Origin of the sequence: Blautia wexlerae DSM 19850, from assembly GCF_025148125.1 — a bacterium.
Taxonomy (GTDB): Bacteria; Bacillota; Clostridia; order Lachnospirales; family Lachnospiraceae; genus Blautia_A; species Blautia_A wexlerae.
This window is the reverse complement of record NZ_CP102267.1, coordinates 4430418-4454242: the sequence shown is the minus strand read 5'-3', so window position 1 is coordinate 4454242 and position 23825 is coordinate 4430418. Positions and strand designations below refer to the sequence as shown.

Here is a 23825-nt window from a genome sequence, read left to right as displayed (position 1 = left end):
GTGTAATTAGTATAGCAGATATGTTTAGGCGAAGTCAAGATAATACAAAACAAAAAAGTTTAATATTTTTCTCAAAACCACTTGACACAAACAAATATGCTTAGTATAATAAGTTCAAAATTAAACAAATAAGTTTAGATAAAAAGGGAGGACAATATATGGATAACAAATTTATTCGTGCCGAAGAAGTGGCACAGGAACTAAGCGTATCAAAGCCTTATGCCTATAAGTTAATCCGACAGTTGAATGAGGAACTGAAAGCCAAAGGTTTTATTACGATTACAGGGCGTGTGAACCGCCAGTATTTTTATGAAAGGCTCTACGGAGCAGGAAAGGAGGAAAAGTAATGCCGGTATTTAAGAATGAGGACAATGGAACATGGTATGTGATGGCAAGGTATGTGAACTGGAAAGGCGAGCGTAAGCAGAAATGCAAACGTGGTTTTGCCACCAAGAAAGAAGCTCAGGAATGGGAGAGAATGTTTCAGTTACAGAATGCGTCTGACCTTGATATGAGCTTTGAAGCCTTTACCGAACTGTATATCCGGGATGTGAAAACCCGTCTGAAGGAGAACACATGGCTGACAAAGGAGCATATCATCCGCACGAAGATACTTCCGTATTTTGGAAAGTTAAGAATCAGCGAGATTTCCACAAAGGAGATTATCACATGGCAGAATGAACTGCTTACCTATCGGGATGAGAAGAAAAAGCCATACTCACAGACGTATCTAAAAACGCTGCATAATCAACTGTCAGCCATATTTAATCATGCGGTACGTTATTATGAGTTGCGTTCCAATCCTGCCGCAAAGGTGGGAAATATGGGAAGTGAGGAACACAAGGAAATGCTGTTCTGGACAAAAGAAGAATACAAGAAGTTCTCTTTTGAGATGATGGACAAGCCAGTTTCCTTTTATGCCTTTGAAATGCTTTACTGGTGCGGTATCCGAGAAGGGGAACTGCTTGCACTGACCGCAGCGGATTTCGATTTTGAGAAAGAAACGGTCAGAATCAATAAATCCTATCAGCGGCTACACGGAGAAGATGTGATTACCACACCGAAAACAAAGAAAAGCAATCGTATTATCAAAATGCCGAAGTTTCTTTGTGAGGAAATGCAGGAATATCTGGGTATGATTTACGGATTGAAGAAGAAAGACCGTATTTTTACAGTCACAAAGAGTTATCTCCATCACGAGATGGACAGAGGGGCAGAAGCCGCAGGTGTAAAGCGTATCCGCATTCACGATCTCAGGCACAGCCACATCAGTCTGCTCATTGATATGGGATTTTCGGCGGTGGCGATTGCAGACCGTGTGGGGCATGAAAGCATTGACATCACCTACCAGTACGCTCATCTGTTCCCGTCAAAACAGACGGAAATGGCAGATAGATTAGATGATTTAGGGAAAGGAGAGATTGCAAATGCCAGCTAAGAACAGGGATAACAAAAACCGTTGGAGAAACATCACAGTAGGATTTCGGGTATCTCCCGAAGAAAATGAACGCATCAACAAGGCGGTTGCCTTATCGGGGCTGCCCAAACAGGAATACTGTTACCGCCGCTGTCTGAATCAGGATGTGGTGGTACAGGGCAATCCGAGAGTGTATAAGGCACTCAAACTGGAACTTGCCGCTGTCCTTACAGAGTTAAAAAGGATTGAAGCGGGGAACAGCGTGGATGAGGAACTGATGAATGTAATTGAATTGATTGCCATTATTCTTGGCGGTCTGAAAGGAGAGGATGAGAATGAAGAATAACAAAGAAAAGACTGCCTTTAATCCATCTATTGGCGCAGATGAAAGGCAGCCAATTCAAAAAATCGCTGAAAATAGTATATCCGAGTATGAGGAAAATATCAAGAGTTTTGAGGAAATGCAGAGAGAAATGCAGTTGAGTTTAGACCCCTTCTATCTCAAAGCAGTTTCCATGAATGAACTGTTTGACACCCAGTACCAGAGCAAGCCGCCGTTGATTGACGGTCTGCTCTACCCCGGCACTTATATTTTTGCAGGTTCACCCAAACTGGGAAAGAGTTTCCTGATGGCACAGCTTGCCTATCACGTCAGCACAGGCACGCCGCTTTGGAATTATACTACCCGAAAAGGAACGGTACTGTATCTCGCCCTTGAAGATGATTACCGCCGCTTACAGGAACGTCTGTATCGGATGTTTGGAACGGAGAGTGCTGACAATCTTTTCTTTTCTGTTTCTGCCAGCCAGCTGGGGAAAGGACTGGATGAACAGCTTGCAAGGTTTGTAGCGGAACACGCAGACACAAGGTTGATTATCATTGATACGCTCCAAAAGGTGCGGGAAGTTGGCGGAGATAATTACAGCTATGCAAATGATTATCAGATTATGGCAAGACTGAAAAGTTTTGCAGATGCCCACGGTCTTTGTATCCTGCTCGTACACCACACAAGGAAACAGACGGCGGATGATAAGTTTGATATGATTTCGGGAACAAGCGGACTGCTCGGTGCGGCGGATGGGGCGTTTCTCCTTCAGAAAGAAAAACGGACAGGCAATGCCGCAACTTTAGAAGTATCGGGCAGGGATCAGCAAGACCAAAAGCTATACCTTATCCGCAACACAGAAACCTTATTGTGGGAACTACAAAGGGCAGAAACCGAATTGTGGAAAGAACCGCCGGAGCCTTTACTGGATGAGATTGCCGAACTTGTTATGAAGGATAAATCCTTTTGGGAAGGCTCGGCAACGGAACTGGTTTCGCTGATAAAGGTAGAAATTCAGCCCCATGTCATCACACGAAAACTGAATGTTCTTTCAGGGAGGTTGTATGCGGAGCATGGCATTTATTATAAGAGCAACCGCACCCATGATGGAAGAAAAATACGGTTTTGGAAAGATGATACGGAAACAGCGTGACAGTTGGTGACGGTTGTGACGGTATTTTTGACAGCGGGGGCGGTATTAAAATAACCGTCACAACTGTCACATACCGTCACGGAGAGGATGGGATACGATGAGAAATGTGCAAATATCACAGGAATTATTTATGCAGCTACTCCGTTTTCACTTGATGGAAGATGAGAGTTGCGAGAAAGAAATTAAGAAGGAGTTGGAGAAAAAGTTGGACAGGATGGTCATGCGTGACCTTTTTGGAAAATCAAAAACTGCACCGACAGAGGAAGAACGGGAACGGGCAAGAAAAGAATATCTGGACAGACGAGGAGTGTTGGAGAGTTTCTGTTGGTAATTCTTCCTTGATGATAAGGACAGGGGTGTGGCACACCCCTGTAAATAACAGACAAGGCAGGAAAGGAGTATTGCGGATGTTAAAGCAGCCGGAAAGAGAAAGCAGAAATGTGAATGATTTATTTTATGAGATGGAGGGCAGACAGATACAAAAAATGAACAAGGTACTGGCAAGAGTGGAACTGACAAAAGCAGAGGAAAAAACTCTGATTTGGCTTGCCGGATGGGAAGAAAGTACCGTAGATCATCTGCTGTCAGTCATAGAAAAAGCAGCCCGGATACGGGCAGAGAAAAAGGGCGGATACGCCCATATATGAAATCGCAAGTCTGAGTAGTAATCAGATTATGTAATACAAAAATAGCCCTCGGCGTTTGAGAGCGAAATACACCCATCGCACAAAATTAAAGTTTTATGCTCTGTATATTTCGCCCTGCCGGGAGCAAACCGCCGACAGGCGGATAGGTTCGTAAACAGGTGCCTATGCACCTACTCACAATAAAGTCGGCGAGAGCCGGGGAAGGAGGATGCTTATAGGCAGACATTCATTTATCAGACAAAGCAAGCTGTCCGATGTGGCAGGAAGGATTGATTATATCTCCAATCCGAAACGGCAGGAATATCTCTATGCGACCTATCAGACAGAAGGGGCAACACCGGAGTTTTGGAAAAATCTTGCAAGAGAAAATCAGGTGGATTTTAAGGCGAGTGGTTCAGCAGGGAAATGTATTGAAGGGCGTGAGTTTATCATTGCACTTCCTGAAAGTTTTGTTCAGTACAGGGCAGATGATGTGGTAAGGCTTTTTACGGAGAGTTTTCATAAAAGATATGGGGTGGAGTGCAGTGCTGCCCTTCATCACAACAAGGCAAAGACGAATTATCATATTCATCTGGTATTCAGTGAACGGAAAATGTTGGAACAGACCGAAGTAAAGATAGCTACCCGAAATATGTTTTATGATGAGCAGGGGAAGCATAGACGCACAAAGAAGGAGGTTTTAGACGAGCTGGGCAATCTTCGGGCGGGATGCAGTATTATCTCCAAAGGGGAAGTTTATGAAAGCCATATCTTCACGAAAAAGGATGAATGGTTTAAGAACAAAGCCTTTACCAAAGAAGTCAAGGAACTGTTTACCGATACGATCAACCGATATGTAAAAGAGGAATCAGAAAAACTATCCGTATTCCAACAAGGCGGCGTATATCTGGCAACCAAGAAAATAGGAAAGAACAATCCGAAAGCAGAGGAGATAAAGGCAGACAATGCGGCAAGGCAGGAATGGAATCGGACAGTTGATGTGGCATTAGTCGAAGGTGTTCCAGAAGAAAATATTTTGAAGATCAAGCAGGAAAAAATCACAGATGAAACGTTACAATCTATCAGGACACACGGTTGGCTGCCGGATATGTTCCGTCAGATTATCCGAGGTGCGAAAGATTTTTTACAGGAAGTAATTTTCAAATTTAAACTGCCACCAAGACCTGTGCCAAAGATTGATTTGCAAGAGTGGAAAGATATGCAGAAGGTCATGTATGAATTGCAGAGACAGTCAATAGAGATAAAACGCACACAGCAGGATATTTCTTCTTTGAAAAAACAACTGTCAGAGCTGCGAGGATTATTTAAAGGCAAAGAGCGAAAATCTCTGGAAGGGCGAATTGAACTGTTAGAGGATTTGGAAAAGCGTTTGCACAAGAGTTTGGAACAGATAGTAAAACGGGAAGGTTATCCGAATGTGCAAGCCTTTCAGAAGGTTTATAACAAGGCAGAAGAATTGATTATAGAATACAACGAAGAACTAAGGGTATGGAAAAATCAGACGGAACAGAAGAAAGAGAAACCGTTAGAACAGCCGAAAAAAGCGAGCGTACTGGAAAAGCTACACCGCTATCAGCAGGAAGGCAGACAGCAACCAAAACGGTCAGTTAAGAAAAAAACTATGGATAGAGAACGATAAGAAAGGTGGAACAGATAATGAAGAAAACAATATTTGAAGAAATGGGCGGCACTTATATCAGACATGGGGATTATCTTATCCCCTGTCTTACCTTGCCGGAAGAAGAACAGAGATTTATCGGCGTATGGGGACAAAGACATTTACGTTATCTGAAAGAATATCGCAGGGGTGTATATCTGAATATGCTTACAAGTGGAAGGTTGAATGATTATTTGGCTGATATAGAAGAACAGGCACAGAAACGCTTTGAAAGGATTGTAGAGCAGATGAAACAGGCACAGGGGATTACAGAACAGTTAAAAGCAGAAAATCAGATGGAATGGGTAGCGAGAATGAACAATATACAAGTGTGTGCAAGGGAGATTGTGAATAAAGAAATGATTTATCAATAAGTGGGATGGTGGAATGCAAGTTTGAAAAGGGCTTGCTTTTTGCTTTACAATGTGGGTGGCTGATGTATAATTATGATAAAGAGATAAACTAGAAGTTACGGAGGTGTCTTATGAAACGAGAATTAGGAATTGCCAGATGTGGTCTTGCGTGTTGCTTATGCACAGAAAATGCTGATTGTAATGGATGTGGCTCAAACGGTTGTCCAGATAATGATGTTTGTGAGAATAAAAAATGTTCGATTGCAAAAGGACTGACACATTGTTATAAGTGTGAAGAAAATTGCAAGAAAGGGTTATTAGGCAAAATCAAACCCTACGCATTTACTTTATTTGCTAAAAAATATGGAGAAGAAAAGCTTTTGGACTGTTTAGAGAGAAATGAGAGAAATGGAGTTGTGTATCATCGAAATGGCATAAACGGAGATTATGATGATTTTGATGATGTAGAGCAGTTAATGAATTTTATCTTGACGGGAGTGAGATAACTTACAGTTTTGGAGGTAAGAAAAATGAAAAATTATAGAGTGATATCTAAAGTAATATTGACTATTTGTTTATGTGGAATTGTTTTAGCGGTTATAAATGGTTTTACAGGCATTATCAATAATTCTATCCAAATAAGCGGAACGATAATTTGCATTTCTGCATTTGTTGTTGCAAGTGTTACAATTATTTTATTAGAAAATGGAAGAATAAAAAAGTAATAGATAAAAGCTGAATTCGTAGGAGAGAATACGATATGAATTTAACATACAAGAGAGCAACGCTTGAAGATATAGATATATTGACAGAAACAAGAATAGAGGTATTAAGAGCAGCTAATAAACTTTCTGCTGATACTGACATGAGTGAAGTTGAAAGACAATCTTATAATTATTATCAAAAAGCTCTTTGTGACAGCTCTCATATTGCATATTTGGTTTTTGATGAAAATCGTTTTGTAGGGGCTGGTGGTGTTAGTTTTTTTCAAGTAATGCCGACTTACCACAATCCAAGTGGAAACAAGGCTTATATCATGAATATGTATACTAATCCTGAATATAGAAGACTGGGAATTGCTTATAAAACATTAGATATGCTGATTAGAGATACTAAAAGCAAGGGTATTACAGCTATTTCATTAGAAGCAACTGATATGGGGCGACCATTGTATGAAAAGTATGGATTTGTAAAAATGAATGATGAAATGGAATTACCAGAGAGATAAATCCCAGTTTTATAGAGGAGAAGAGGCATAATGAAAGATAAAAGTATTTTAATTAGTGAGAGGATTTACTGTTGATTTTCTAAGCAAAACCGCTTATAATTTGAGGCGGAATATATTGCTATTATCCACAGTTGCAGAGCAAGTGTTATCAATACCGATAACAAAATGATAACATTAGTTCATATAGGCAGGATAATATGGATAAATCAAATAATCAAAAGAAACAGGAACACGACAACAAATAATCTCTAAACAAAATTGATTAGTAATTGTCGAGTGGGAATAGTTGGAGCAGAGCTTCAAAGCCTTTATTTTCAAGGGTTTTGAGGCTCTTTTCTTTTAGAATTGCATTTTGATTGCATTTTTTTATTCAACTGCTCTGTGATAGATTGCTGTATGCTGATTGCTGGTGTAATCGGCAACACTGGTTGTTGCCGGAGTATAGGTGAGAACACCAGTTAATTTTTTGGCAACTTCTACGTTGGTGTTGGGATATAAATGTCCGTAGGTTCCCAACGTGGTCTGTATCTTTTCATGTCCCAGACGTTCTTTAATCAATAAAGGATTTTCTCCCATACTGATGAGCAGGGAAGCATGGGAATGCCGTTACGGTATAATAACGACAAACAGAAAAAGCCTTTATTTTCAAGGGGTTTGAGCATTTGTCGTCTTTTATTCAATTCCTTTTCCAAGTTGAAAATTGACGAAAACTATAAAGAAAAAAGGAGGCTGTTTTATTAACGACAAAATTTAATAGTGCCAGCGGTCCGGCTTTATGTCTGACCGCTGATTGCCGTGGGCGTTTCACTTTTAAGGTGGGCGCCCTTTTTTCATACCTATTTTCAAGAGAAAGGAGATCCCCATGGAATTAAACGAAATGGAAAAAAAGCTGCTCTTTCAGGTGGAGGGCAATTATCAGACAAAGATCCTGAATGAACTTTATATGACCGTGCGGTATTCAAATAATTCCGAGCAGCGGGAGGCGGCAGAAGGTCTTATGGCAAAACTTCGTGTTCTGTCAAATGCAGAGTGCATGGACTTGGTAAAAGATATTCAGAAGAATTACCGTCTGCCCTATCCAGCCCGGACGATTGGAGAAAAGATCGCCGAGGCCAGACAGCAATCAGGTGCAGAAAAATTGAAGGGGCATGACATCATGGCGCTTGAACGCTTTGACCCGGAGGTAAGGCACATGATCGTTTTTGATGTATTGTCTTACGATTCCCCTGTTGGCGACAAAGGCGATAAGATGCGCTTGTTCCTTACAGATGCCGGCTATCAGAAATTTTTAGAGAGCCAGGAAAGGGGCGAAGTGAAACTGAAAAACCATGCGAAGGTCTCTGGCGGTCATCTCCATTATGACCACAGGGATCATGCCTTGTAACGGAATAGTCGAAGAAAGGAGGCGATACAATGGCAGTATTCCGTGTAGAGAAAACAAAGGACTTTACGATAATGAGCAATCACCATCTGCGCAATACGGAGTTGTCCTTAAAGGCAAAGGGGCTTTTATCACTTATGTTGTCGCTGCCGGAAGATTGGGATTATACCACGAAGGGACTCGCCCATATCTGCAAGGACGGTGTGGATTCTATCACTACTGCCCTGAAGGAACTGGAGCGGCATGGTTATCTCACCAGACAGCGCCTCCGCTATGATAACGGGCAGTTGGGAGACATTGAATATACAATCCATGAGCAGCCTGTAAGTACCGAAAACACAGGGTTTTCACCTAAACGGGAAAATCCAAGACAGGTAAAACCTGAACAGGCAAAACCTAAACAGGCGGAACCTGAACAGGAAAATCCGGCACAATTAAATACTAATCCATTAAAAACAAAAAAATCAAAAAAAGATAAATCAATAACTTATCCATCAATCTATCCGGCAGAGCCGGAAGCGGCAAGCCGCACGGATGGGATGGATCGGATAGAGCTGATAGAAGCCTATCGTGAAATCATCAAAGAAAATATCGAATATGACTTACTGGTCTTACGGTATGGCAGGGAACGTCTGGACGAAGCCCTTGAACTTATGCTTGAAGTGATTTTGTCGAAACGCCCTTACATTCGCATTGCCGGAGATGATTTTCCGCGGGAGATCGTCAAGAGCCGGTTCCTGAAGATCAATTCCGGCCACTTAGAGTATGTCTTTGACTGTATCAACAAGAACACTACGAAGGTCGGAAATATCAAAGCATATCTGCTGGCGGCGCTGTATAATGCCCCGGCTACAATGGACAGCTATTACCGTGCCGAGGTCAATCACGACCTGTACGGCTGTTAGGCACCTTTGGGTGTCTTTTTTCATTCCATCACAGGAAGGAGGCAAAGCACGATGAAAAGAATCACTGTGCCGGTACAATGCCCGGCGTAACCAAAGAACAGATTCAGGCAGCGCGGGAAGCTGATCTGTTTACTTACCTGCAGTTCCATGAACCCGGCGTGCTGAAACGGGATGGACCTAATTTCCGGCATAAGGAGCATGACAGTCTGGTATATGTGACCGGGAAAAGGTACTGGTACTGGAACAGCCGTGGACGGAGTATCAATGCGCTGGACTACCTGATCCAGATTCGGGGATATGGTCTTGTGGATGCGGTTCATGCTCTGGTAGGTGGCGAAATCCGACATACACCGGCTTACCGAAGTACGGCAGAAATACAGGTATCAAAAGAACCAGAAAAGAAAGCATTCTCTCTCCCCTGGGCCAGACGTTGCGCGACCGCTGCGGTCTCCTATTTGCAGAAACGGGGGATCAGCTCAGAAGTCATTCGCCAGTGTTTACAAGCCGGGATTTTTTACGAAGCCCGGTATCATGGAGAACCGGTTTGTGTGTTTGTAGGGAAAGATGATTCCGGGAAAGCGAAGTTCGCCTGTATGCGCAGTACCAGTGGCAATCTCAAAAAGGATGTCTATGGCAGCGACAAAGGATATAACTTTTGTTATCCCCCGCAAAGTCCGGGCAGCCGGCATGTGGCAGTCTTTGAAGCTCCTATTGATGCGCTTTCTCATGCAACGCTTCAAGAGATGGAGGGATGGAAATGGAATGGTTATCGCTTGTCTTTGGGAGGTACTTCCCATGTGGCGCTGACTTCTTTCCTGGAACGCCACCCGGAGATACGGCGTGTTACCCTTTATATGGATCACGACCTTGCCGGATTTGTCAATGCCCGGAAAATCAAGACCATGCTCCACGAGGATAAACGTTTCCGTCATATCCGGGTAAGTGTCAACCCTCCCCGGATGGGAAAAGATTACAATGAAAAATTGCTGCAGGTTCGGGAACAACTGCAAACCAGCCAGCACCAACGCCGCCCAAAAGAGGCGGCTGTTTCAATTTAGGGAGGATTTCAACATGAATGGATCTCAACAGATCTGCTTTACAGACAGCGCCGGAAAAACGCTGTTTCCCATTCCTGACAATGGTTTACTCTGCCTGTTCTATGGAAACGGGGACAGGCACTTTGCTGTTTGCCATCGTCTGGATGACACCCATGCAGAAATTGACGGGGTAAATTATTCGCTGCCGGACTTTGCCAAAAGGATGAAACACAACCAGATCAGCTTCTCCCCGGCATAAGGCTGGAAAACAAATAACAGGAGGATTTGAAAATGAAAAAAATTGAAAATACCGCTTTGCAGATGATTGCCGAGGCTTCCCGGTGTCCAGACTACGGCCCCGATATGGTTAAATCGCTGATGAAAAAGCTGGACATGAACGAAAAGGGCTTTGCGCTTTTGATGAATGTTGCCCCATCCACAGTGCGTCTTTGGACCAGCGGAGCTGCACAGCCCTGCGGCACAGCAAAACGCCTCATGCAGATTTATGAAACCGGTCCGGAGATTGTTGGCAAGATTGCCGGAGGGCAGCTACCGGCAGATGGGAGGGATTGATGAATGACGGAGACAGATAGCCAGCCGATTGCGGAAAATGAGCAGGTCAAAGAACTGCTTGCTCTCCTAAAAGACAACAACACACCGGGATATGAAGAATTTTCCAAGCTGATCGGGCATGTGACCGGGATGGAGCAGCGTCTTTTGGAGGCAACCGAGGAATTAAAGGCAGTGCGTCAGGAAATGAAGGGATTACAGAACCATTCCCTGAAAGATACTCTCCAAAAGAGCTGTAAAGCTATGGAGATGAATATTTCCGTTATGCGTCACCGTCTTTCCGAACTCAAAGGCCAGATCATAAACGGGTGCAGGAATATCCTTGCCGATTTCAGGGAACGAGGTACTGTTGCTTTGAATGGGATCACACAGTTTTTACATGTCAGACCAGCGTTGGAATCCATTCAAAATGCAGCAGAAAAAAGTATGCAGGCCAGCAACAGGGCTGTTGCCAGAATTGACGCTTTCAGTACGGAATACCACGAAATGGGGCGGCATCTCAAAAATATGGGCCGTACCCTTCAAGGAAAACCTGCGGAGACAGACGCAAAAGAAAATGGGAAGATTGCCAAAGTGTTCAAAGGTGCTTTCAAAGTGGAGGGCGCCCTTATATCCTCCATTAACCGTAATACGGAGTGGGCACTTAATACCCTTGCCCGATTGGAACAGACTGCGGAAAGGCGCCCTTCTGTTTTGGAAGCAATGCGGGAACAGGCAGCAAAAACGGAACCGGCAAAAAAGCAGCCAGCACCTTCCCATGATAAGGAAAGCCGGTAATTGTCAGGTTCACATGAAAGGAGGAATTTGATTGAATCAGGAACCACTACCGCAGATTTATTTGATCCGCGATACAGACTTATCCGTCTTTGCGTATGAGATCCATATTTTTGCCGGAGATTTTCTTAGGGAATGCGAATTTAATATGCGTTCTCTGGCGACAAATACCGGGGCTGATTCCATTACTATCATGGGGAAAAATCACATGTGGCTTTCCGACGCCTTGTTTGCTTATTGTTCTACGGCAGACCTTCATCAAATGATCTTAACAACGGAGTTCATCGGAGCGAGGGCTTTCCTGTTTCATACGGATCGGAGCGAGGGCGGTCACTTGTACGGGGATGTTCTGATGATGGATTTAGACACGCTGCGGCAGGATATAAAAAGAAATATCCTCTATCCTTGCGGCGTCAATATCGAACGCAAAGATGGTTCAGCGGCCACGGTCAGCCTGAAAGAATGGACTGAAATGGAGCTTTACGAAAAAGATGCTCTGAAAAGCTGGGGATTTTCTTATGCCCCGAATCAAGTTACGGAATGGCAGTACCACTATTCCACGATGTTCAGACAGTGGATGGATCAGGCATTTCGTTATATGCCCCAGGATTTAGAAGAACGCCTGAATATGGAATATATGGAGGCAGCCCAGAACCCGGATATGGATAAGTACCGCATACCACAGGGAACGGCAAAGCAGATACTTCTTTATGACGAAGCCCCTGTGTATCGCCTTCTTCCATCCGGTTCGGAGAAAATCGTGCCCATCGCGGCAATCTCTACGGGCTTGTGGTATGAAAATTACCGGGAGTTTGCCATTGCACCGGAGGATTTAGGCGCTCTGGACAAACTGATCCGCAGGGAAACTGACCGGCTCACAGGAAACCTCCCACAACTTCACAAAAACGAGGAACGCCGCCCTGCCCCGGAGCGATAAGAATTCTACACTGACTGGAGGTGATGAAGATTGGCAGGAGTGCATGAAGATTTCGGTGAAAAGATCGGCGGTGCAAAAAAAGATCTGTGGAAAGACCGCGGACTGTATGCAGATGATCTGGAAGCCATGAATGAGCGCGAAGCCGAAAAATTTGTGAAAAAAGATAATGTCTGGAAAAAGCCGGACTATGCAGCCATGCTGGAGGAAGGGATTCCTCTTGGCGTGGTCTATTTTATCAAAAAAGCGAGGGACGGCTTAAGTGCTTCCCCTCAGTATTACCGCACGGATGACACCCCGGAAAAACGGACCGCGAGACAAAAGGAATATATAAAAACAGTCCGGGAATTGCAGACAGTGCTTTCAGATGTCCGTACTGTGGAGGATGCTGTGAGAGCCTATGACCGCTTTTTCGTTGACAATGGATATTTAGAAAAGGTACAGGGCTGGGGAAGCGGAATCCATTACCGGGCAACGAAAAAGGGACAGGACAATCCCGTGATCACAAACAAATTGTCCAATACTATGCTGATCCGCTCGGCTGAATATTTTGAGCGCAACTTTACTCAGAAAGCAAAAAAGGAACAGTTTTGTGTTTCCAAAGAGCAGAAAATACCGAAAGGTTATGCGATCCACTTCAACGACGGGAAACATACCTATTCTAAAAATGAGGACTGGAAACCCGGTACCTACTATGTGACAAAAGGCTATTCGATCCTGCGGACCAATTTTGAGACCAAAGAAGCTGCCCTGAAATGGGTGCAGGAACTTGCCAAAGGCAGGAACAAAAATGGGAAGATCCGGTTTGTCCCTCCCCAGCTCGCCCATGTCAAACGTACCGGCCCGGATTATCGGAATGGCGTGGAGATCACCGGACAGCATTATCTTGATACATTTGGATTCCGCGGCGGCGAGTTTGGAAACTGGATGAACCAGAACGACCGTCAGACCTCCCTTAACATGGGATTTGAAGCACTAAAGGATCTGGCGTCAGCCCTTAAGATCAGCGATAAAGATATTGCTTATCAGGGAACGCTTGCTATCGCTTTTGGTGCAAGAGGCAGCGGCAATGCTGCGGCTCATTATGAACCTTTGCGTACAGTCATCAATCTTACGAAAATGCACGGGGCAGGTTCGCTGGCACATGAATGGTGGCATGGACTTGACGATTATCTTGGTACAAAGATGGGCGCAAAAGGGATGCTGTCAGAACAGCCCCGCCTCTATGCGCCGTTCCAAAAACTCATTGACACCATGAAGTATAAACCGGAAACACCGGAACAGGCAGCAAAGCGCACGGAAGCACAAACAGAACGCACCCGGAAAAATGCGGCAAACTGGCTGGATTCCTCGGTTCTTGCCTCTCTGAAACGGTATGGCAATGAGGAACAGATGGAAACCTACGCAGTCTTGCGGGAAGCATTTTTGTCCGGCGAACCCGGCTCTGTGGGACAGATCAGCGCATTTAAGAAGAATGTTACCGGCCGGGTAATTCCCAAAAGTGAACGGGAACGGCTGGAAAATTTTGAGCGTATGCTTTCCAGGATGCAGGCGCAGGAAGCTCCGCAGATTGGACGGACGGAAACTGATTTTTACCGTAATTCGGTACGCATGGGAAAAGAATGTGAAAAAGACGGCGGTTATTGGGACAGCAATGTGGAAATGACAGCCAGAGCCTTTGCCTGTTATATCAAGGACAAACTGCCCTACACATCGGATTATCTGGCAGGCCATGCCGACTGTGCCCTTACCCTGGTTTCCGGTAAAGACGGAGAAATGGAGGTATTGAAAGCCTTTCCTGTGGGGGAAGAACGCCGTGCGATCAACGCTGTTTTTGACGAGATCATTCAGGATTTGAAACGGGAACAGCTATTGACCCATGCCGATGTAACGCTTCCTCTCTCTGTTTCTGAACTTCGTGAGGCAGCGGACGGTCAGCTATCCATGTTCGGCGTCGGCCGTCCTTCCGTGATGGATCAGCTTGCGGCAAACAGACCGGCAGATAAAAAATCACCGGCACAGACGATTTTCAGAAAAAACCATGAGCCGGAAATATAGCAGGAGGTGAACAGCATTTTGGAAGAAAACAGGGATTACCATGCCTACCGGTATGGCGACCACTTGACGCCGGGATCAGAGCTTAAAATTGAACACAGCGTAGTTTGTGAAAATGTGGATATTTCTACTCTGATCACAATGGGAACCGATAGCCTGGAAGCCATGCGCCAGGGAAGTATTGACGGGGAGCAGAAAGCCTATGAAATCGTGGTGGCTGCTGCAAAACAGTGGGAACAGCAGGCAGCGGCAACACAGACGATCAACCGGGCTTTGGAATATCTTCGTACACCGGAGATCGAACATACCGGCAACCAGTGGAAAGACACCGATAACTGGAGGGCGGATCAGAAAATCAGCAACCGGGTCTATCAGATGACCTGCAGTATTTGGGAAGATACGAAATATGACAGAGAAACCAAACAGAGTGTTCCGATTGCCTGGTATGTGACATGGGAAGTCCGTATTCATTCCCCGAAGCAGGGATATGGAGCAAAGATTGCCGGACAAAACCAGAAACGATATACAGATAAGAACGCAGCCATAAAATACCTGGACGGGCGAAAGAAAGCCTATTCCCATTTATTCACGGAAATTTCCCCGCCGATCCCGAAAGAATATGAGCACCATTTTATGGTTCACGGTACTCTTTTACCTGGCTATACGGTTGAAGGACTGGAACAGGCCAAAACGGAACATGCCGCCGCCGAGGTTTCGGAGGGCGGTATTTTTACACCCGAAAACCAGGAGAAGCCTTCCGTCCTGGGGAAGCTCTCTGTGGCAAAAACTCAGGAAAAAACGCCAACCACTCCCGGTACGGCAATGAAAAAGAAGGAGGATATACAATTATGAAAGTGTTAATGGTAGAGCCGGGCAAGTCCCCTTATGCTGCGGAGATCGAAAGTGGTCTGAAATCCTTGCAGGCGGCAGTGGGCGGAGATATTCAGGCGGTCTATCCGTATGAGGACCCGGTGGCTCTGATCTGCAATGAAGAAGGCAAGCTGATGGGGCTGCCTTTGAACCGAGCTCTCTTTGACGATGACGGCCACATCTATGATATTGTGTCCGGGAATTTTCTGATCGTTGGTCTTGGCGAGGAAAATTTTACAGACCTTTCCCCGGATCTGATGGAGAAATATGGGGAGCAATTCAAGTACCCTGAAAAATTTGCAAGGCTTGCCGGCGAGATCATTGCAGTCAAGCAGCCTGCAACCAATGAGCACCGGGAAAAACCGATGATGCACCATTCCGGCCCGGATTTGTAGAAAGAAAGGAGCCAATTATGTTAATGGCAGTAAATGAACCTTATGCCCTTATGGTGCAGCCGGACGATATTCTGATCTCTCCCCGTGAGGTAGATGAACATTTTGGGACGATGGTATGCTTTCATCCCCGCTATGCGCTGGGCGACCATCACAACCATATGGACAAAGATGACTTCCTGCGGGAAATGTATTTAGATACCGTAGGACATGATGAAGCCGGCATGAAACGCTATGAACGGATGGTAAACATTGTAAGCAGCCGTTTCCGGCATGGACCAAAGACAGAGGAACGGGCGATCGATGAAGCAATGCAGAAAGTAATTTCGGAAAAGTATCTGATGCTCCCCCTCTATCTCTACGACCACTCAGGTCTTGCCATGAGTACAGAAAGTTTCTCAGGCAGGGCTCCTCATGCAGAATGGGACAGCGGACAGGTCGGCTGGATCTATGTTTCCAAAGAAGATGCCCTAAAGGAATTTGACGCTGACAAGATGACCGGCGCCATCCGGCAGAAAGCGGACGCACTGATGCGCAGCGAAGTCGCCGCTTATGATTCCTATCTGCGTGGCGAATGTTATGGGTTTGAGCTTTATAAAAACGGGGAGCTGTCGGATAGCTGCTGGGGCTTTATGGGTAACTTTTCCGATGTGTTGAAAGATATGGCGGCATACCTCCCGGATGAGTGCAAAGGGATGGTCGATCATCTGGAGGAACAGGAACGCCCGGCTACGATCATCAAGACGCTTTTGAAACATGCTAAAATTCAGGTCGATCAGGCAGCAAAAGCCTTTGAACACGCTTCCCGACAGCAGGTTCTTGGGGAAAGCCGGTAAAAAGTTATTTCCATATTATAAATACCGATTTTATCAGAAAGGAGGATGCTCTTGCAGGAAGAACTCGAACAACGAACGGTTTCTGTTTCTATACAGGCAGCAAAACTGTCAGGGCGGGTACTGCGTGCGGCTATTGCTGCGGTACTCCAAAAGATGGAACAGGAACGCACAATGCCAAAAGTCGGGCGCAACAGCATGAAGCGGCTGACTTATAAAGACCCCGGAGCCAATACCATTGAAGTTTCAGGGCGAATCCGCTCTTTTGAACGGTATGCCAGAAAACATCAGGTACGCTACCATATAGAAAAGGAACTTGGGACCGATCCCCCAAAATGGACGGTATATTTCAAGGCAAACCAGGCGGATGCACTGACGGCAGCTTTTAAGGAATATACAAAGAAAGACCTTACACGCAGCACCAGACCGTCGCTGCTTACACAGCTTCATAAGTTCAAAGAACTGGCACAGTCGCTTGGCCGTGACCGTGTAAAGAACAAAGAACACGGAGGACCGGAACGATGAAGATTGATGCAGAAACATTGAAAAAACAGGTCATTCTCCATCTGCCTTATGTTCTGTTCCTTCTGGTATTTGCCAAGCTGGGCGAAGCGGTGCGGCTGGCTCCCGGAGCGGACGCTTCCCAAAAGCTGTTAGGACTGTCCGAAGGCTTTGCCCTTGCGTTTCAGAGTATGTGGCCGGGGGCGGCAATGGACTGGCTGATCGGTTTATGCGGTGCAGCCATTATGCGGCTGGCAGTCTATCTTAGAGGGAAAGACGCTAAGAAATACCGCAAAAATGTGGAATACGGTTCAGCTCGTTGGGGAAATAAAGCCGATATTGCCCCGTTTATGGACCCAAAGCCGGAAAACAATATCATTCTTACCCAAAGTGAAGGACTGATGTTAAACGGAAGGCCCAAAAATCCGGCCAATGCAAGAAATAAAAATGTACTGGTAGTCGGAGGATCAGGTTCGGGAAAAACGCGCTTTTTCATCAAGCCCAGTGCGCCCGTAAGGGCGGTATAAATCCTACCTTGAGCAAGTAGTAGGTAAAAGTATCAAGCGGCACTATGCCGCAACCTATCATTCCCCGTCTTACCCCAAAAGGGAAACCGGAGGGCGACCATAGCATGACGGAGGACACGGGGTGCCGAAACCTCAGAAGCGCCGGCGTGACGGAATGAAAATCCACGTATGAGGATGGAAGCTAAACTGCTTGAATGACAGCCTGAAATCGGGACCAAGAGCGTACCCCTGACGTAGAGAGGTTGTACTCGTCAGTACTCCTGACAGTCGCATTGTTCGGCTATGCGGCTGCTGATACTCGGAGCAGGTTCAGCCACGGGAAAGTGGAAAAAGGCGAACGTCACATACCGACAACGTGGAGAGCTTATTTATACCGTACTAAACGGGGATTGCCTAAAGTGAAATGCCAAAAGGCTATGAAAACGCTGAAATGCGGGATTCTGAATATTCACCACGGCAACAGAGTTCCCATAGTAGTCTGCGGACGGGAAAGCCGTCTACATGGCAAAGGGGAACAGTGAATCATTTTCAAAACAGAAAGGACGGTGTGTGAGACACTATGAGAAATCCGATTCATGTCTTGAAAAGCCTTGAAGAAAAGGCAAGTGTAAGTAACTACAAATATGAAAGATTGTATCGCAACCTATACAATCCAGAGTTCTATCTCCTTGCTTATGCGAACATTGCGAAATCGCAGGGAAGCATGACGCAGGGGGTGGACGGGCAGACACTGGACAACATGAGCCTGCCGAGAATCAACCGGATTATTGAAGCCATACGCAACAGGACGTATCAGCCAAAGCCTGCAAAAAGAAAGTACATTCCCAAAAAGAACGGGAAACTCCGTCCGCTGGGAATCACTTCTACTGATGATAAGTTGGTGCAGGAAGTGGTCAGAATGATTCTTGAAGCAATCTATGAGCCGACATTCAGCAATAATTCTCACGGTTTTAGACCGAAAAGAAGCTGTCACACGGCACTCACGCAAGTAAAGAAAAACTTCACAGGAGTTACGTGGATTGTAGAGGGAGACATTAAGGCGTGCTTTGATAACTTCGACCATCATGTGTTGGTTGACTTACTGCGAAAAAGGATTTCAGACGAGGCCTTTATAGGTCTCATCTGGAAATTTCTGAAAGCCGGATATATGGAGCAATGGCAGTATAACTGCACCTACTCCGGCGTTCCACAGGGCAGCGGTATCAGTCCGATATGTGCGAACATCTACCTCAGCGAACTGGACAACTATATGCAGGAATACAAAGAAAAGTATGACTGTGAGCCAGCACGCAGAAAGACGACCAAAGAATACGAACGGGCGTCCCGGAGGTACAAAAAGGCACGTAAAGCGTTAATGGGTGCAGAGAAATCCAATCCTGAACTGGTAAGAGAATTTAAGGATTCCAGAAGGGAGAAGATGAATCAGCATTACTACAATCCGTTCGAGGAAGGCTTCAAGAAAATCCAGTACAACCGCTATGCCGATGATTTTGTAATAGGCGTTATCGGTTCCAAAAAGGACGCAGAAAAAATCAAGGAAGATATAAAAATCTTTCTCCAAGAGAAACTGCATTTGGAAATGTCCGAGGAAAAGACGAAAGTCACCCATTCCAGTAAGCCGGTACGCTATCTGGGGTACGATTTCAAAGTAATCCATTCCAAGAACATGAAGCGTTGTAAAAACGGCGACATGAAACGGGTGTGGTATGGAAAAGTATTCCTGTATATGCCGAAAGAAAAATGGATTAAAAAAGCGATGGAACGGGGAGCGATACAGGTGAAACGCAACAATGACACAGGCAAAGAAATGTGGCGGCCTATGCCAAGGAAAGACCTGATGAACCGCAGCGACGCAGAGATTGTGTCTACTTTCAATTCCGAAATTCGAGGGTTATATAACTTCTATCGGATAGCAGAAAACGTAGGCGCATTGCACAAGTATTACTACATGGTGCGGTACAGCATGTTAAAAACTCTGGCAGGAAAGCACAGAACGAATGTCAGTGTTATTAAGAAGCGGCACATGGTAAACGGAGTACTGAGAATCCCATACGATACAACTAAGGGACGTAAATACTGCGAATTTTACCATGATGGATTCAGAAAGCACAGCGACGGCTATGACAATGTGGCAGACGTTATGCCGAGTTATAGGAAATATGACAGCAGGCACACGATAGTAAACCGCATAAAAGCCGGAGTATGCGAGATTTGCGGGGAACATGCAGACTATTTATGTATGCACCACGTAAGAACGCTGAAATCGCTGAAAGGCAGGGATATATTTGAGCAGAAAATGCTGAAAATGAGAAGAAAATCTCTGGCTCTCTGCCCTGACTGCTTTGAACTCTTACACGAAACCAAAGAATCAAGGTGATTCATGGAAAGCCGGATACGCTGAGAGGTGTACGTCCGGTTTGGGAGGCGGTTCCCTGAAACCTACTGATGAAAGTCAGCAAGGCGCAGGGTGCCTACCTCATATCTGATGCAAATGCACAGTTCCTACGTCGTCACCGATCCGAAAGGTACAGTCCTTGTGGAATGCGGAAAGATGTTACAGCGAGGCACGCCAAAGCTGGACAAGGACGGAAAGCCTGTGCGGAATGAAAAAGGAAAGATCATCTATGAGCCCTATAAAATACGGGTATTCAATACGATCAATTTTCAGAAAAGTATGCACTTTAACCCATTCGCCTACATTCATTCCGAGAAAGATATTTTGAAAATCGTCACGACTCTGATCTCCAATACCAAAGGCGAAGGAAAAGCCGGAGACGATTTCTGGGTCAAGGCAGAAACCCTGCTCTATACGGCACTGATCGGATATATCTACTATGAAGCCCCGGCAAACGAACAGAATTTTGCCACACTGGTAGAAATGCTGAACGCAATGGAGGTCCGTGAGGATGATGAATCGTTCAAAAATGCCGTTGACCTTCTCTTTGACGCGCTGGAACAGAAAGACCCGGATCATTTTGCCCTGCGTCAATATAAGAAATATAAGCTCGCTGCCGGTGATATATGCTCTAAGTGACTTCTTAATCATGATTTTGTCATGGTTAGTGAAGCAATCACTTAGAGCATTTTTGTTTCAGGAGGTACAGCTATGAGAAACGAAAAAATCACCCCACTGTACGAGCGCCTGAGCCGGGACGATGAGTTACAGGGCGAGAGCAATTCCATATCCAACCAAAAACAGATGTTGGAGGATTTTGCTCGCCGGAACGGGCTGCCAAATCCTACGCATTTTACAGATGACGGTATCTCAGGCACCCGGTTTGACCGCCCCGGATTTTTGGCGATGATGGAGGAAGTGGAGGCAGGGCGTGTAGAGGCAATCGTCATCAAGGACATGAGCCGGTTAGGACGCGACTATCTGAAGGTCGGTCAAGTTATGGAGGTTTTGCGGCAGCGAGGTGTTCGTCTGATTGCCATCAACGACGGTGTAGACAGTCTGAAAGGTGATGACGATTTTACCCCGTTCCGCAACATCATGAATGAATTTTACGCCCGTGATACCAGCCGGAAAATCCGCTCTGTGTTTAAGTCAAAAGGCATGAGTGGTAAGCACCTGACAGGCACCGTGATTTACGGCTACTTATGGGACGAAAAGCGGGAGCATTGGCTGGTAGATGAAGAAGCCGCCGAAGTGGTACGCCGTATCTTTTCCCTCACGCTGGAGGGATATGGGCCTTATCAGATTGCTTGCAAACTATCCGCAGACCGGATTGAAATTCCTGTCGTACACCTTGCCCGCTTCAACGAGGGTGTGAACCGTTCAAAGCCGGTCAAAGACCCCTATGGATGGGGATCATCTACCATCGTGAACATTTTGAAAAAGCGAGAGTATTTAGGGCACACCATCAATTTCAAGACCCGCAAGCACTTTAAGGACAAGAAAAGCCACTATGTTTCTGAGGACGAATGGACGATCTTTGAGAATACCCATGAAGCCATTATCGACCAGCAGACCTTTGATTTGGTGCAGAAAATCCGCAGCAATGTACGGCGTTATCCAAACGGCTGGGGCGAAGCGGCTCCCCTCACAGGCTTGCTCTATTGTGCAGATTGTGGCGGCAAGATGTATGTCCACCGCACCAACAATGGCAGGCGGATTTCTCAATATACCTGTTCCAATTATACCAAAATTCCGTGTGGGACACTATGCCCCACTCAACACCGTATCAATGAGAGCGCTGTTCTGACATTGGTTTCCGACACGCTCCGGGCTATCGCTGAATATTCCAGAAATGACCGGACGGAATTTATTCACACTGTTCAGGAGACGCAGGTTGCTCAACAGAGTGCCGATATATCGAAAAAGCGCAGGCGTTTGGCTGCTGCCCAAAAGAGAGCCGGAGAACTGGAAAAACTGATTTGCAAAATCTATGAGGACAACGCCCTCGGCAAGCTGCCGGATGCACGATATAAGGCGCTTGATGCACAGTATGCCAAAGAGCAGGATGCACTTGAGATTGAAATTGCAGAGCTGGAAAAGGCTGTTACCGGCTATGAGCAGAGCCAGAAATCAGCAGAGAAATTTATAGCCCTGATTGATAAGTATGAGAATTTTGACACGCTGACAAACACCATGCTCAACGAGTTTGTAGAGAAAATCCTTGTCCACGAACGCGCCCGAAAAGGCAGCCAGGACACCACGCAGGAAATTGAAATCTACTTCAATTTTTTAGGGCGCTATATCCCACCATCCTTACAGCCGGTTCCTTTAACCCCGGAGGAACAGGAAGAACTGCGGAAAAAAGAAGAACGCAAGGACAGGCTTCATCAGAATTATTTGAAGCGGAAAGCCAGCGGCGCACAGAAACGGTATGAGGACAAAATCAAGGCGAAGAAAAAAGCGGAAATGGACGCTAAGAAAGCCATGATCCGGGCTGAGGATATGAAAAAAGGTGTTTTTTCTACTATCGGGCAGCTACCAAAAGAAGAACCGCGCAAAGGCAGCATAGCAGCCAGCGCAGCAGTCTAATCATCACGGAGCAAAGGAGCATGAATATGAGTAAGTTGACTTACATTCGTTGTGGAGATTATGATATACCCAACCTAAAACTTTCTGAACAGCCGGAAACTTCTATCGGCAAGTACGGCAGAATGCGAAAATCCTACCTAAAGGAACATCGCCCCATTCTCTACAACCAACTGCTGATGAGCGAGAAGCTGTATCCGCACCTGATAGAGATTGACCGGACAGCGCAGGAGCGTGTGGACACCATGTTGCCTCACATGATGGAGACTGCGGGTGTCACGGAAGAACTGAAAGCCTGTGATCCTATGCGTTGGGTGGGGCTGATGAACACATTAACGGCACAGATTGAGGAAATTTTAATCAGGAAACTGATTTGCAGCTGAATGGGAGGTGCGGGAAATGCTGACCTTTGAAAAGGTTTTGAAAGTGTTTCAGGCATATCTGGAGGATGACCCTCTGTATGAGGTGGTTCAGACCAGTCATGGTTATACATTGATGGCATGGGAACCCCACCGGAATGACTGGTACAGCGCTGAAATACAGAAAACCCCGGAGGATTTACGGAACGCTTTGTTGGGTACATACGCCAACTTTCTGGAAGATAAGATTACTGGAAATGACCGTGACCTGACTGTGACAGAAACCGGAGAAATCCAGCAGAGGTGTCGGGAACTTTTGGAAAAGTGCCGGGAACCTTGATATAGAAATGCCAGAAGGAGGCCGCGATTATGCGTCCTCCTTCTGCTTCGCAGTCTGTTCCATTTTGAGCGCCCCGTCTATGGCACCTTCGATAATCGGCAGGTATTCTTCAGGGCAGAGTTTCAGCTTGTGGCTGACCCGCTGCCGCTGTTCGCTTTCTTCTCGCATAATCTCCGGGTTAAAATACCGTTCCACGGGAAGTCCGCAGACCTTAATCAACTGGATCATCACAGGCAGGCTCGGAATCGCACCTTGATTCTCAATGTTGGCAAGATACCGCCATTCAATCCCAACCATTTCTGCCAATGTTTTTCGTGCCAGACGCTTTGCCTCTCGTGCAGCTTTGACATCTGCGCCGAAGGTTTCAAAACCGGGACAATCTTCAACTTTCGCCATATAACATCACCCAGTTACATTGTATAATTCATACTTTGCCCGTGGAATGTCGCTATATGCAGGTTGGTTGAAGTTTATAATTCATATATTACATCTTATATTTTTCAAGAACAGGAATTACAATAGAAGGGAAATGAAAAAAGTAAAAGAAAAATTTCTAAAGTTAAATCCTTTTGGGTTACTCAGT

At 45.6% G+C, this 23825-nt stretch carries 28 protein-coding genes and 3 pseudogenes; 29 read left to right on the top strand and 2 right to left on the bottom strand.

What is annotated here, in order from left to right:
* Nucleotides 1-158: 158 nt before the first annotated feature.
* The 11 genes from NQ550_RS20840 (at nt 159) to NQ550_RS20790 (ending at nt 6780) form a co-directional block, all read left to right on the top strand.
* A complete protein-coding gene (locus tag NQ550_RS20840) occupies nt 159-347 on the top strand; it encodes a transcriptional regulator (RefSeq protein ID WP_025580398.1) in 189 nt (62 codons plus the stop codon).
* Complete coding sequence (locus tag NQ550_RS20835; RefSeq protein ID WP_025580396.1) at nt 347-1438, top strand: site-specific integrase; 1092 nt, start codon at nt 347-349, stop codon at nt 1436-1438. Before NQ550_RS20840 ends, NQ550_RS20835 begins: the two co-directional genes overlap by 1 nt.
* A complete protein-coding gene (locus NQ550_RS20830; protein ID WP_025580394.1) occupies nt 1428-1763 on the top strand; it encodes a plasmid mobilization protein in 336 nt (111 codons plus the stop codon). The genes NQ550_RS20835 and NQ550_RS20830 overlap by 11 nt, the downstream gene beginning before the upstream one ends.
* Nucleotides 1753-2895, top strand: a complete 1143-nt coding sequence (locus NQ550_RS20825; protein WP_025580393.1) for a helicase RepA family protein — start codon at nt 1753-1755, stop codon at nt 2893-2895. Before NQ550_RS20830 ends, NQ550_RS20825 begins: the two co-directional genes overlap by 11 nt.
* Nucleotides 2896-2992: 97 nt before the next feature.
* Entirely contained in the window at nt 2993-3226 is a 234-nt protein-coding gene (locus NQ550_RS20820) for a hypothetical protein (RefSeq protein ID WP_025580391.1), read from the top strand.
* A gap of 76 nt (nt 3227-3302) precedes the next feature.
* Entirely contained in the window at nt 3303-3542 is a 240-nt protein-coding gene (locus NQ550_RS20815) for a hypothetical protein (RefSeq protein ID WP_025580389.1), read from the top strand.
* A gap of 208 nt (nt 3543-3750) precedes the next feature.
* Nucleotides 3751-5181: a MobA/MobL family protein gene (locus NQ550_RS20810; protein WP_025580387.1), complete on the top strand. Its 1431-nt coding sequence runs from the start codon at nt 3751-3753 to the stop codon at nt 5179-5181.
* Between the two features lie 17 nt (nt 5182-5198).
* A complete protein-coding gene (locus NQ550_RS20805; protein WP_025580386.1) occupies nt 5199-5573 on the top strand; it encodes a TnpV protein in 375 nt (124 codons plus the stop codon).
* A gap of 110 nt (nt 5574-5683) precedes the next feature.
* Nucleotides 5684-6058 carry a hypothetical protein gene (locus tag NQ550_RS20800; RefSeq protein ID WP_025580385.1) on the top strand — a complete coding sequence of 125 codons (375 nt, stop codon included), beginning with the start codon at nt 5684-5686 and terminating at the stop codon, nt 6056-6058.
* A 24-nt stretch (nt 6059-6082) separates the two neighbouring features.
* Complete coding sequence (locus tag NQ550_RS20795) at nt 6083-6277, top strand: hypothetical protein (protein ID WP_025580384.1); 195 nt, start codon at nt 6083-6085, stop codon at nt 6275-6277.
* Between the two features lie 35 nt (nt 6278-6312).
* Nucleotides 6313-6780: a GNAT family N-acetyltransferase gene (locus NQ550_RS20790; RefSeq protein WP_025580383.1), complete on the top strand. Its 468-nt coding sequence runs from the start codon at nt 6313-6315 to the stop codon at nt 6778-6780.
* Between the two features lie 366 nt (nt 6781-7146).
* On the opposite strand, the pseudogene NQ550_RS20785 reads toward NQ550_RS20790, so the two are convergent.
* Nucleotides 7147-7386: pseudogene (locus NQ550_RS20785) on the bottom strand (site-specific integrase); the annotation flags it as partial.
* A gap of 256 nt (nt 7387-7642) precedes the next feature.
* On the opposite strand from NQ550_RS20785, the gene NQ550_RS20780 reads away from it, so the two are divergent.
* From NQ550_RS20780 to NQ550_RS20695, 18 genes and pseudogenes are all read left to right on the top strand, one after another.
* Nucleotides 7643-8164 (top strand): DUF5720 family protein, encoded by a 522-nt coding sequence (locus NQ550_RS20780; RefSeq protein WP_025580380.1) that lies wholly within the window; start codon nt 7643-7645, stop codon nt 8162-8164.
* Between the two features lie 29 nt (nt 8165-8193).
* Nucleotides 8194-9066, top strand: a complete 873-nt coding sequence (locus NQ550_RS20775; protein WP_025580379.1) for a DUF6017 domain-containing protein — start codon at nt 8194-8196, stop codon at nt 9064-9066.
* Nucleotides 9067-9143: 77 nt separating this feature from the next.
* The gene (locus NQ550_RS20770) at nt 9144-10124 is read left to right on the top strand and encodes a DUF3991 domain-containing protein (protein WP_025580377.1); all 981 of its coding nucleotides are present in this window, start codon (nt 9144-9146) and stop codon (nt 10122-10124) included.
* A 13-nt stretch (nt 10125-10137) separates the two neighbouring features.
* On the top strand, nt 10138-10362 hold the full coding sequence (locus NQ550_RS20765; protein ID WP_025580375.1) for a hypothetical protein: 225 nt from the start codon (nt 10138-10140) through the stop codon (nt 10360-10362).
* Nucleotides 10363-10394: 32 nt separating this feature from the next.
* Nucleotides 10395-10676, top strand: a complete 282-nt coding sequence (locus NQ550_RS20760) for a helix-turn-helix domain-containing protein (RefSeq protein ID WP_005361060.1) — start codon at nt 10395-10397, stop codon at nt 10674-10676.
* Between the two features lie 3 nt (nt 10677-10679).
* The gene (locus NQ550_RS20755) at nt 10680-11450 is read left to right on the top strand and encodes a DUF6674 family protein (protein ID WP_025580373.1); all 771 of its coding nucleotides are present in this window, start codon (nt 10680-10682) and stop codon (nt 11448-11450) included.
* Between the two features lie 31 nt (nt 11451-11481).
* Nucleotides 11482-12384, top strand: coding sequence for a hypothetical protein (locus NQ550_RS20750; RefSeq protein ID WP_025580371.1), 903 nt, complete (start codon nt 11482-11484; stop codon nt 12382-12384).
* Nucleotides 12385-12510: 126 nt separating this feature from the next.
* Nucleotides 12511-14439: an LPD1 domain-containing protein gene (locus NQ550_RS20745; RefSeq protein WP_242833653.1), complete on the top strand. Its 1929-nt coding sequence runs from the start codon at nt 12511-12513 to the stop codon at nt 14437-14439.
* An 18-nt stretch (nt 14440-14457) separates the two neighbouring features.
* On the top strand, nt 14458-15288 hold the full coding sequence (locus NQ550_RS20740) for a hypothetical protein (protein ID WP_025580367.1): 831 nt from the start codon (nt 14458-14460) through the stop codon (nt 15286-15288).
* The gene (locus tag NQ550_RS20735; protein WP_005361068.1) at nt 15285-15701 is read left to right on the top strand and encodes a DUF3846 domain-containing protein; all 417 of its coding nucleotides are present in this window, start codon (nt 15285-15287) and stop codon (nt 15699-15701) included. Before NQ550_RS20740 ends, NQ550_RS20735 begins: the two co-directional genes overlap by 4 nt.
* A 23-nt stretch (nt 15702-15724) precedes the next feature.
* Complete coding sequence (locus tag NQ550_RS20730) at nt 15725-16534, top strand: hypothetical protein (RefSeq protein ID WP_227135380.1); 810 nt, start codon at nt 15725-15727, stop codon at nt 16532-16534.
* Between the two features lie 51 nt (nt 16535-16585).
* Complete coding sequence (locus NQ550_RS20725; protein ID WP_025580365.1) at nt 16586-17056, top strand: PcfB family protein; 471 nt, start codon at nt 16586-16588, stop codon at nt 17054-17056.
* Nucleotides 17053-17538, top strand: a pseudogene (locus NQ550_RS20720) (VirD4-like conjugal transfer protein, CD1115 family); the annotation flags it as partial. The gene NQ550_RS20725 and the pseudogene NQ550_RS20720, both read left to right, overlap by 4 nt.
* 580 nt (nt 17539-18118) lie before the next feature.
* A complete protein-coding gene (locus NQ550_RS20715) occupies nt 18119-19936 on the top strand; it encodes a reverse transcriptase/maturase family protein (RefSeq protein ID WP_025581316.1) in 1818 nt (605 codons plus the stop codon).
* Nucleotides 19937-20041: 105 nt separating this feature from the next.
* Nucleotides 20042-20575: pseudogene (locus NQ550_RS20710) on the top strand (type IV secretory system conjugative DNA transfer family protein); the annotation flags it as partial.
* A gap of 90 nt (nt 20576-20665) precedes the next feature.
* Complete coding sequence (locus tag NQ550_RS20705; RefSeq protein WP_226815791.1) at nt 20666-22546, top strand: recombinase family protein; 1881 nt, start codon at nt 20666-20668, stop codon at nt 22544-22546.
* Nucleotides 22547-22572: 26 nt separating this feature from the next.
* Nucleotides 22573-22926 (top strand): TnpV protein, encoded by a 354-nt coding sequence (locus NQ550_RS20700; RefSeq protein ID WP_025577986.1) that lies wholly within the window; start codon nt 22573-22575, stop codon nt 22924-22926.
* Nucleotides 22927-22942: 16 nt separating this feature from the next.
* Nucleotides 22943-23242: a hypothetical protein gene (locus NQ550_RS20695; RefSeq protein ID WP_002596315.1), complete on the top strand. Its 300-nt coding sequence runs from the start codon at nt 22943-22945 to the stop codon at nt 23240-23242.
* A gap of 27 nt (nt 23243-23269) precedes the next feature.
* Here NQ550_RS20695 and NQ550_RS20690 read toward each other — a convergent pair whose 3' ends face one another.
* Nucleotides 23270-23638 (bottom strand): helix-turn-helix transcriptional regulator, encoded by a 369-nt coding sequence (locus NQ550_RS20690; protein WP_005933665.1) that lies wholly within the window; start codon nt 23636-23638, stop codon nt 23270-23272.
* Nucleotides 23639-23825: the final 187 nt, after the last annotated feature.

Excerpts from the sequence above, each read along its gene's own strand:
- NQ550_RS20760 (WP_005361060.1), top strand. The coding sequence starts at position 10,395 with ATGAAAAAAATTGAAAATACCGCTTTGCAGATGATTGCCGAGGCTTCC.
- NQ550_RS20805 (WP_025580386.1), top strand. The coding sequence starts at position 5,199 with ATGAAGAAAACAATATTTGAAGAAATGGGCGGCACTTATATCAGACAT.
- NQ550_RS20825 (WP_025580393.1), top strand. The coding sequence starts at position 1,753 with ATGAAGAATAACAAAGAAAAGACTGCCTTTAATCCATCTATTGGCGCA.
- NQ550_RS20690 (WP_005933665.1), bottom strand. The coding sequence starts at position 23,638 with ATGGCGAAAGTTGAAGATTGTCCCGGTTTTGAAACCTTCGGCGCAGAT.
- NQ550_RS20770 (WP_025580377.1), top strand. The coding sequence starts at position 9,144 with ATGCCCGGCGTAACCAAAGAACAGATTCAGGCAGCGCGGGAAGCTGAT.
- NQ550_RS20810 (WP_025580387.1), top strand. The coding sequence starts at position 3,751 with ATGCTTATAGGCAGACATTCATTTATCAGACAAAGCAAGCTGTCCGAT.
- NQ550_RS20840 (WP_025580398.1), top strand. The coding sequence starts at position 159 with ATGGATAACAAATTTATTCGTGCCGAAGAAGTGGCACAGGAACTAAGC.
- NQ550_RS20730 (WP_227135380.1), top strand. The coding sequence starts at position 15,725 with ATGGCAGTAAATGAACCTTATGCCCTTATGGTGCAGCCGGACGATATT.
- NQ550_RS20695 (WP_002596315.1), top strand. The coding sequence starts at position 22,943 with ATGCTGACCTTTGAAAAGGTTTTGAAAGTGTTTCAGGCATATCTGGAG.
- NQ550_RS20790 (WP_025580383.1), top strand. The coding sequence starts at position 6,313 with ATGAATTTAACATACAAGAGAGCAACGCTTGAAGATATAGATATATTG.
- NQ550_RS20715 (WP_025581316.1), top strand. The coding sequence starts at position 18,119 with ATGAGAAATCCGATTCATGTCTTGAAAAGCCTTGAAGAAAAGGCAAGT.
- NQ550_RS20775 (WP_025580379.1), top strand. The coding sequence starts at position 8,194 with ATGGCAGTATTCCGTGTAGAGAAAACAAAGGACTTTACGATAATGAGC.
- NQ550_RS20700 (WP_025577986.1), top strand. The coding sequence starts at position 22,573 with ATGAGTAAGTTGACTTACATTCGTTGTGGAGATTATGATATACCCAAC.
- NQ550_RS20815 (WP_025580389.1), top strand. The coding sequence starts at position 3,303 with ATGTTAAAGCAGCCGGAAAGAGAAAGCAGAAATGTGAATGATTTATTT.
- NQ550_RS20800 (WP_025580385.1), top strand. The coding sequence starts at position 5,684 with ATGAAACGAGAATTAGGAATTGCCAGATGTGGTCTTGCGTGTTGCTTA.
- NQ550_RS20735 (WP_005361068.1), top strand. The coding sequence starts at position 15,285 with ATGAAAGTGTTAATGGTAGAGCCGGGCAAGTCCCCTTATGCTGCGGAG.
- NQ550_RS20835 (WP_025580396.1), top strand. The coding sequence starts at position 347 with ATGCCGGTATTTAAGAATGAGGACAATGGAACATGGTATGTGATGGCA.
- NQ550_RS20830 (WP_025580394.1), top strand. The coding sequence starts at position 1,428 with ATGCCAGCTAAGAACAGGGATAACAAAAACCGTTGGAGAAACATCACA.
- NQ550_RS20765 (WP_025580375.1), top strand. The coding sequence starts at position 10,138 with ATGAATGGATCTCAACAGATCTGCTTTACAGACAGCGCCGGAAAAACG.
- NQ550_RS20745 (WP_242833653.1), top strand. The coding sequence starts at position 12,511 with ATGAATGAGCGCGAAGCCGAAAAATTTGTGAAAAAAGATAATGTCTGG.
- NQ550_RS20705 (WP_226815791.1), top strand. The coding sequence starts at position 20,666 with ATGAGAAACGAAAAAATCACCCCACTGTACGAGCGCCTGAGCCGGGAC.
- NQ550_RS20780 (WP_025580380.1), top strand. The coding sequence starts at position 7,643 with ATGGAATTAAACGAAATGGAAAAAAAGCTGCTCTTTCAGGTGGAGGGC.
- NQ550_RS20820 (WP_025580391.1), top strand. The coding sequence starts at position 2,993 with ATGAGAAATGTGCAAATATCACAGGAATTATTTATGCAGCTACTCCGT.
- NQ550_RS20795 (WP_025580384.1), top strand. The coding sequence starts at position 6,083 with ATGAAAAATTATAGAGTGATATCTAAAGTAATATTGACTATTTGTTTA.
- NQ550_RS20755 (WP_025580373.1), top strand. The coding sequence starts at position 10,680 with ATGACGGAGACAGATAGCCAGCCGATTGCGGAAAATGAGCAGGTCAAA.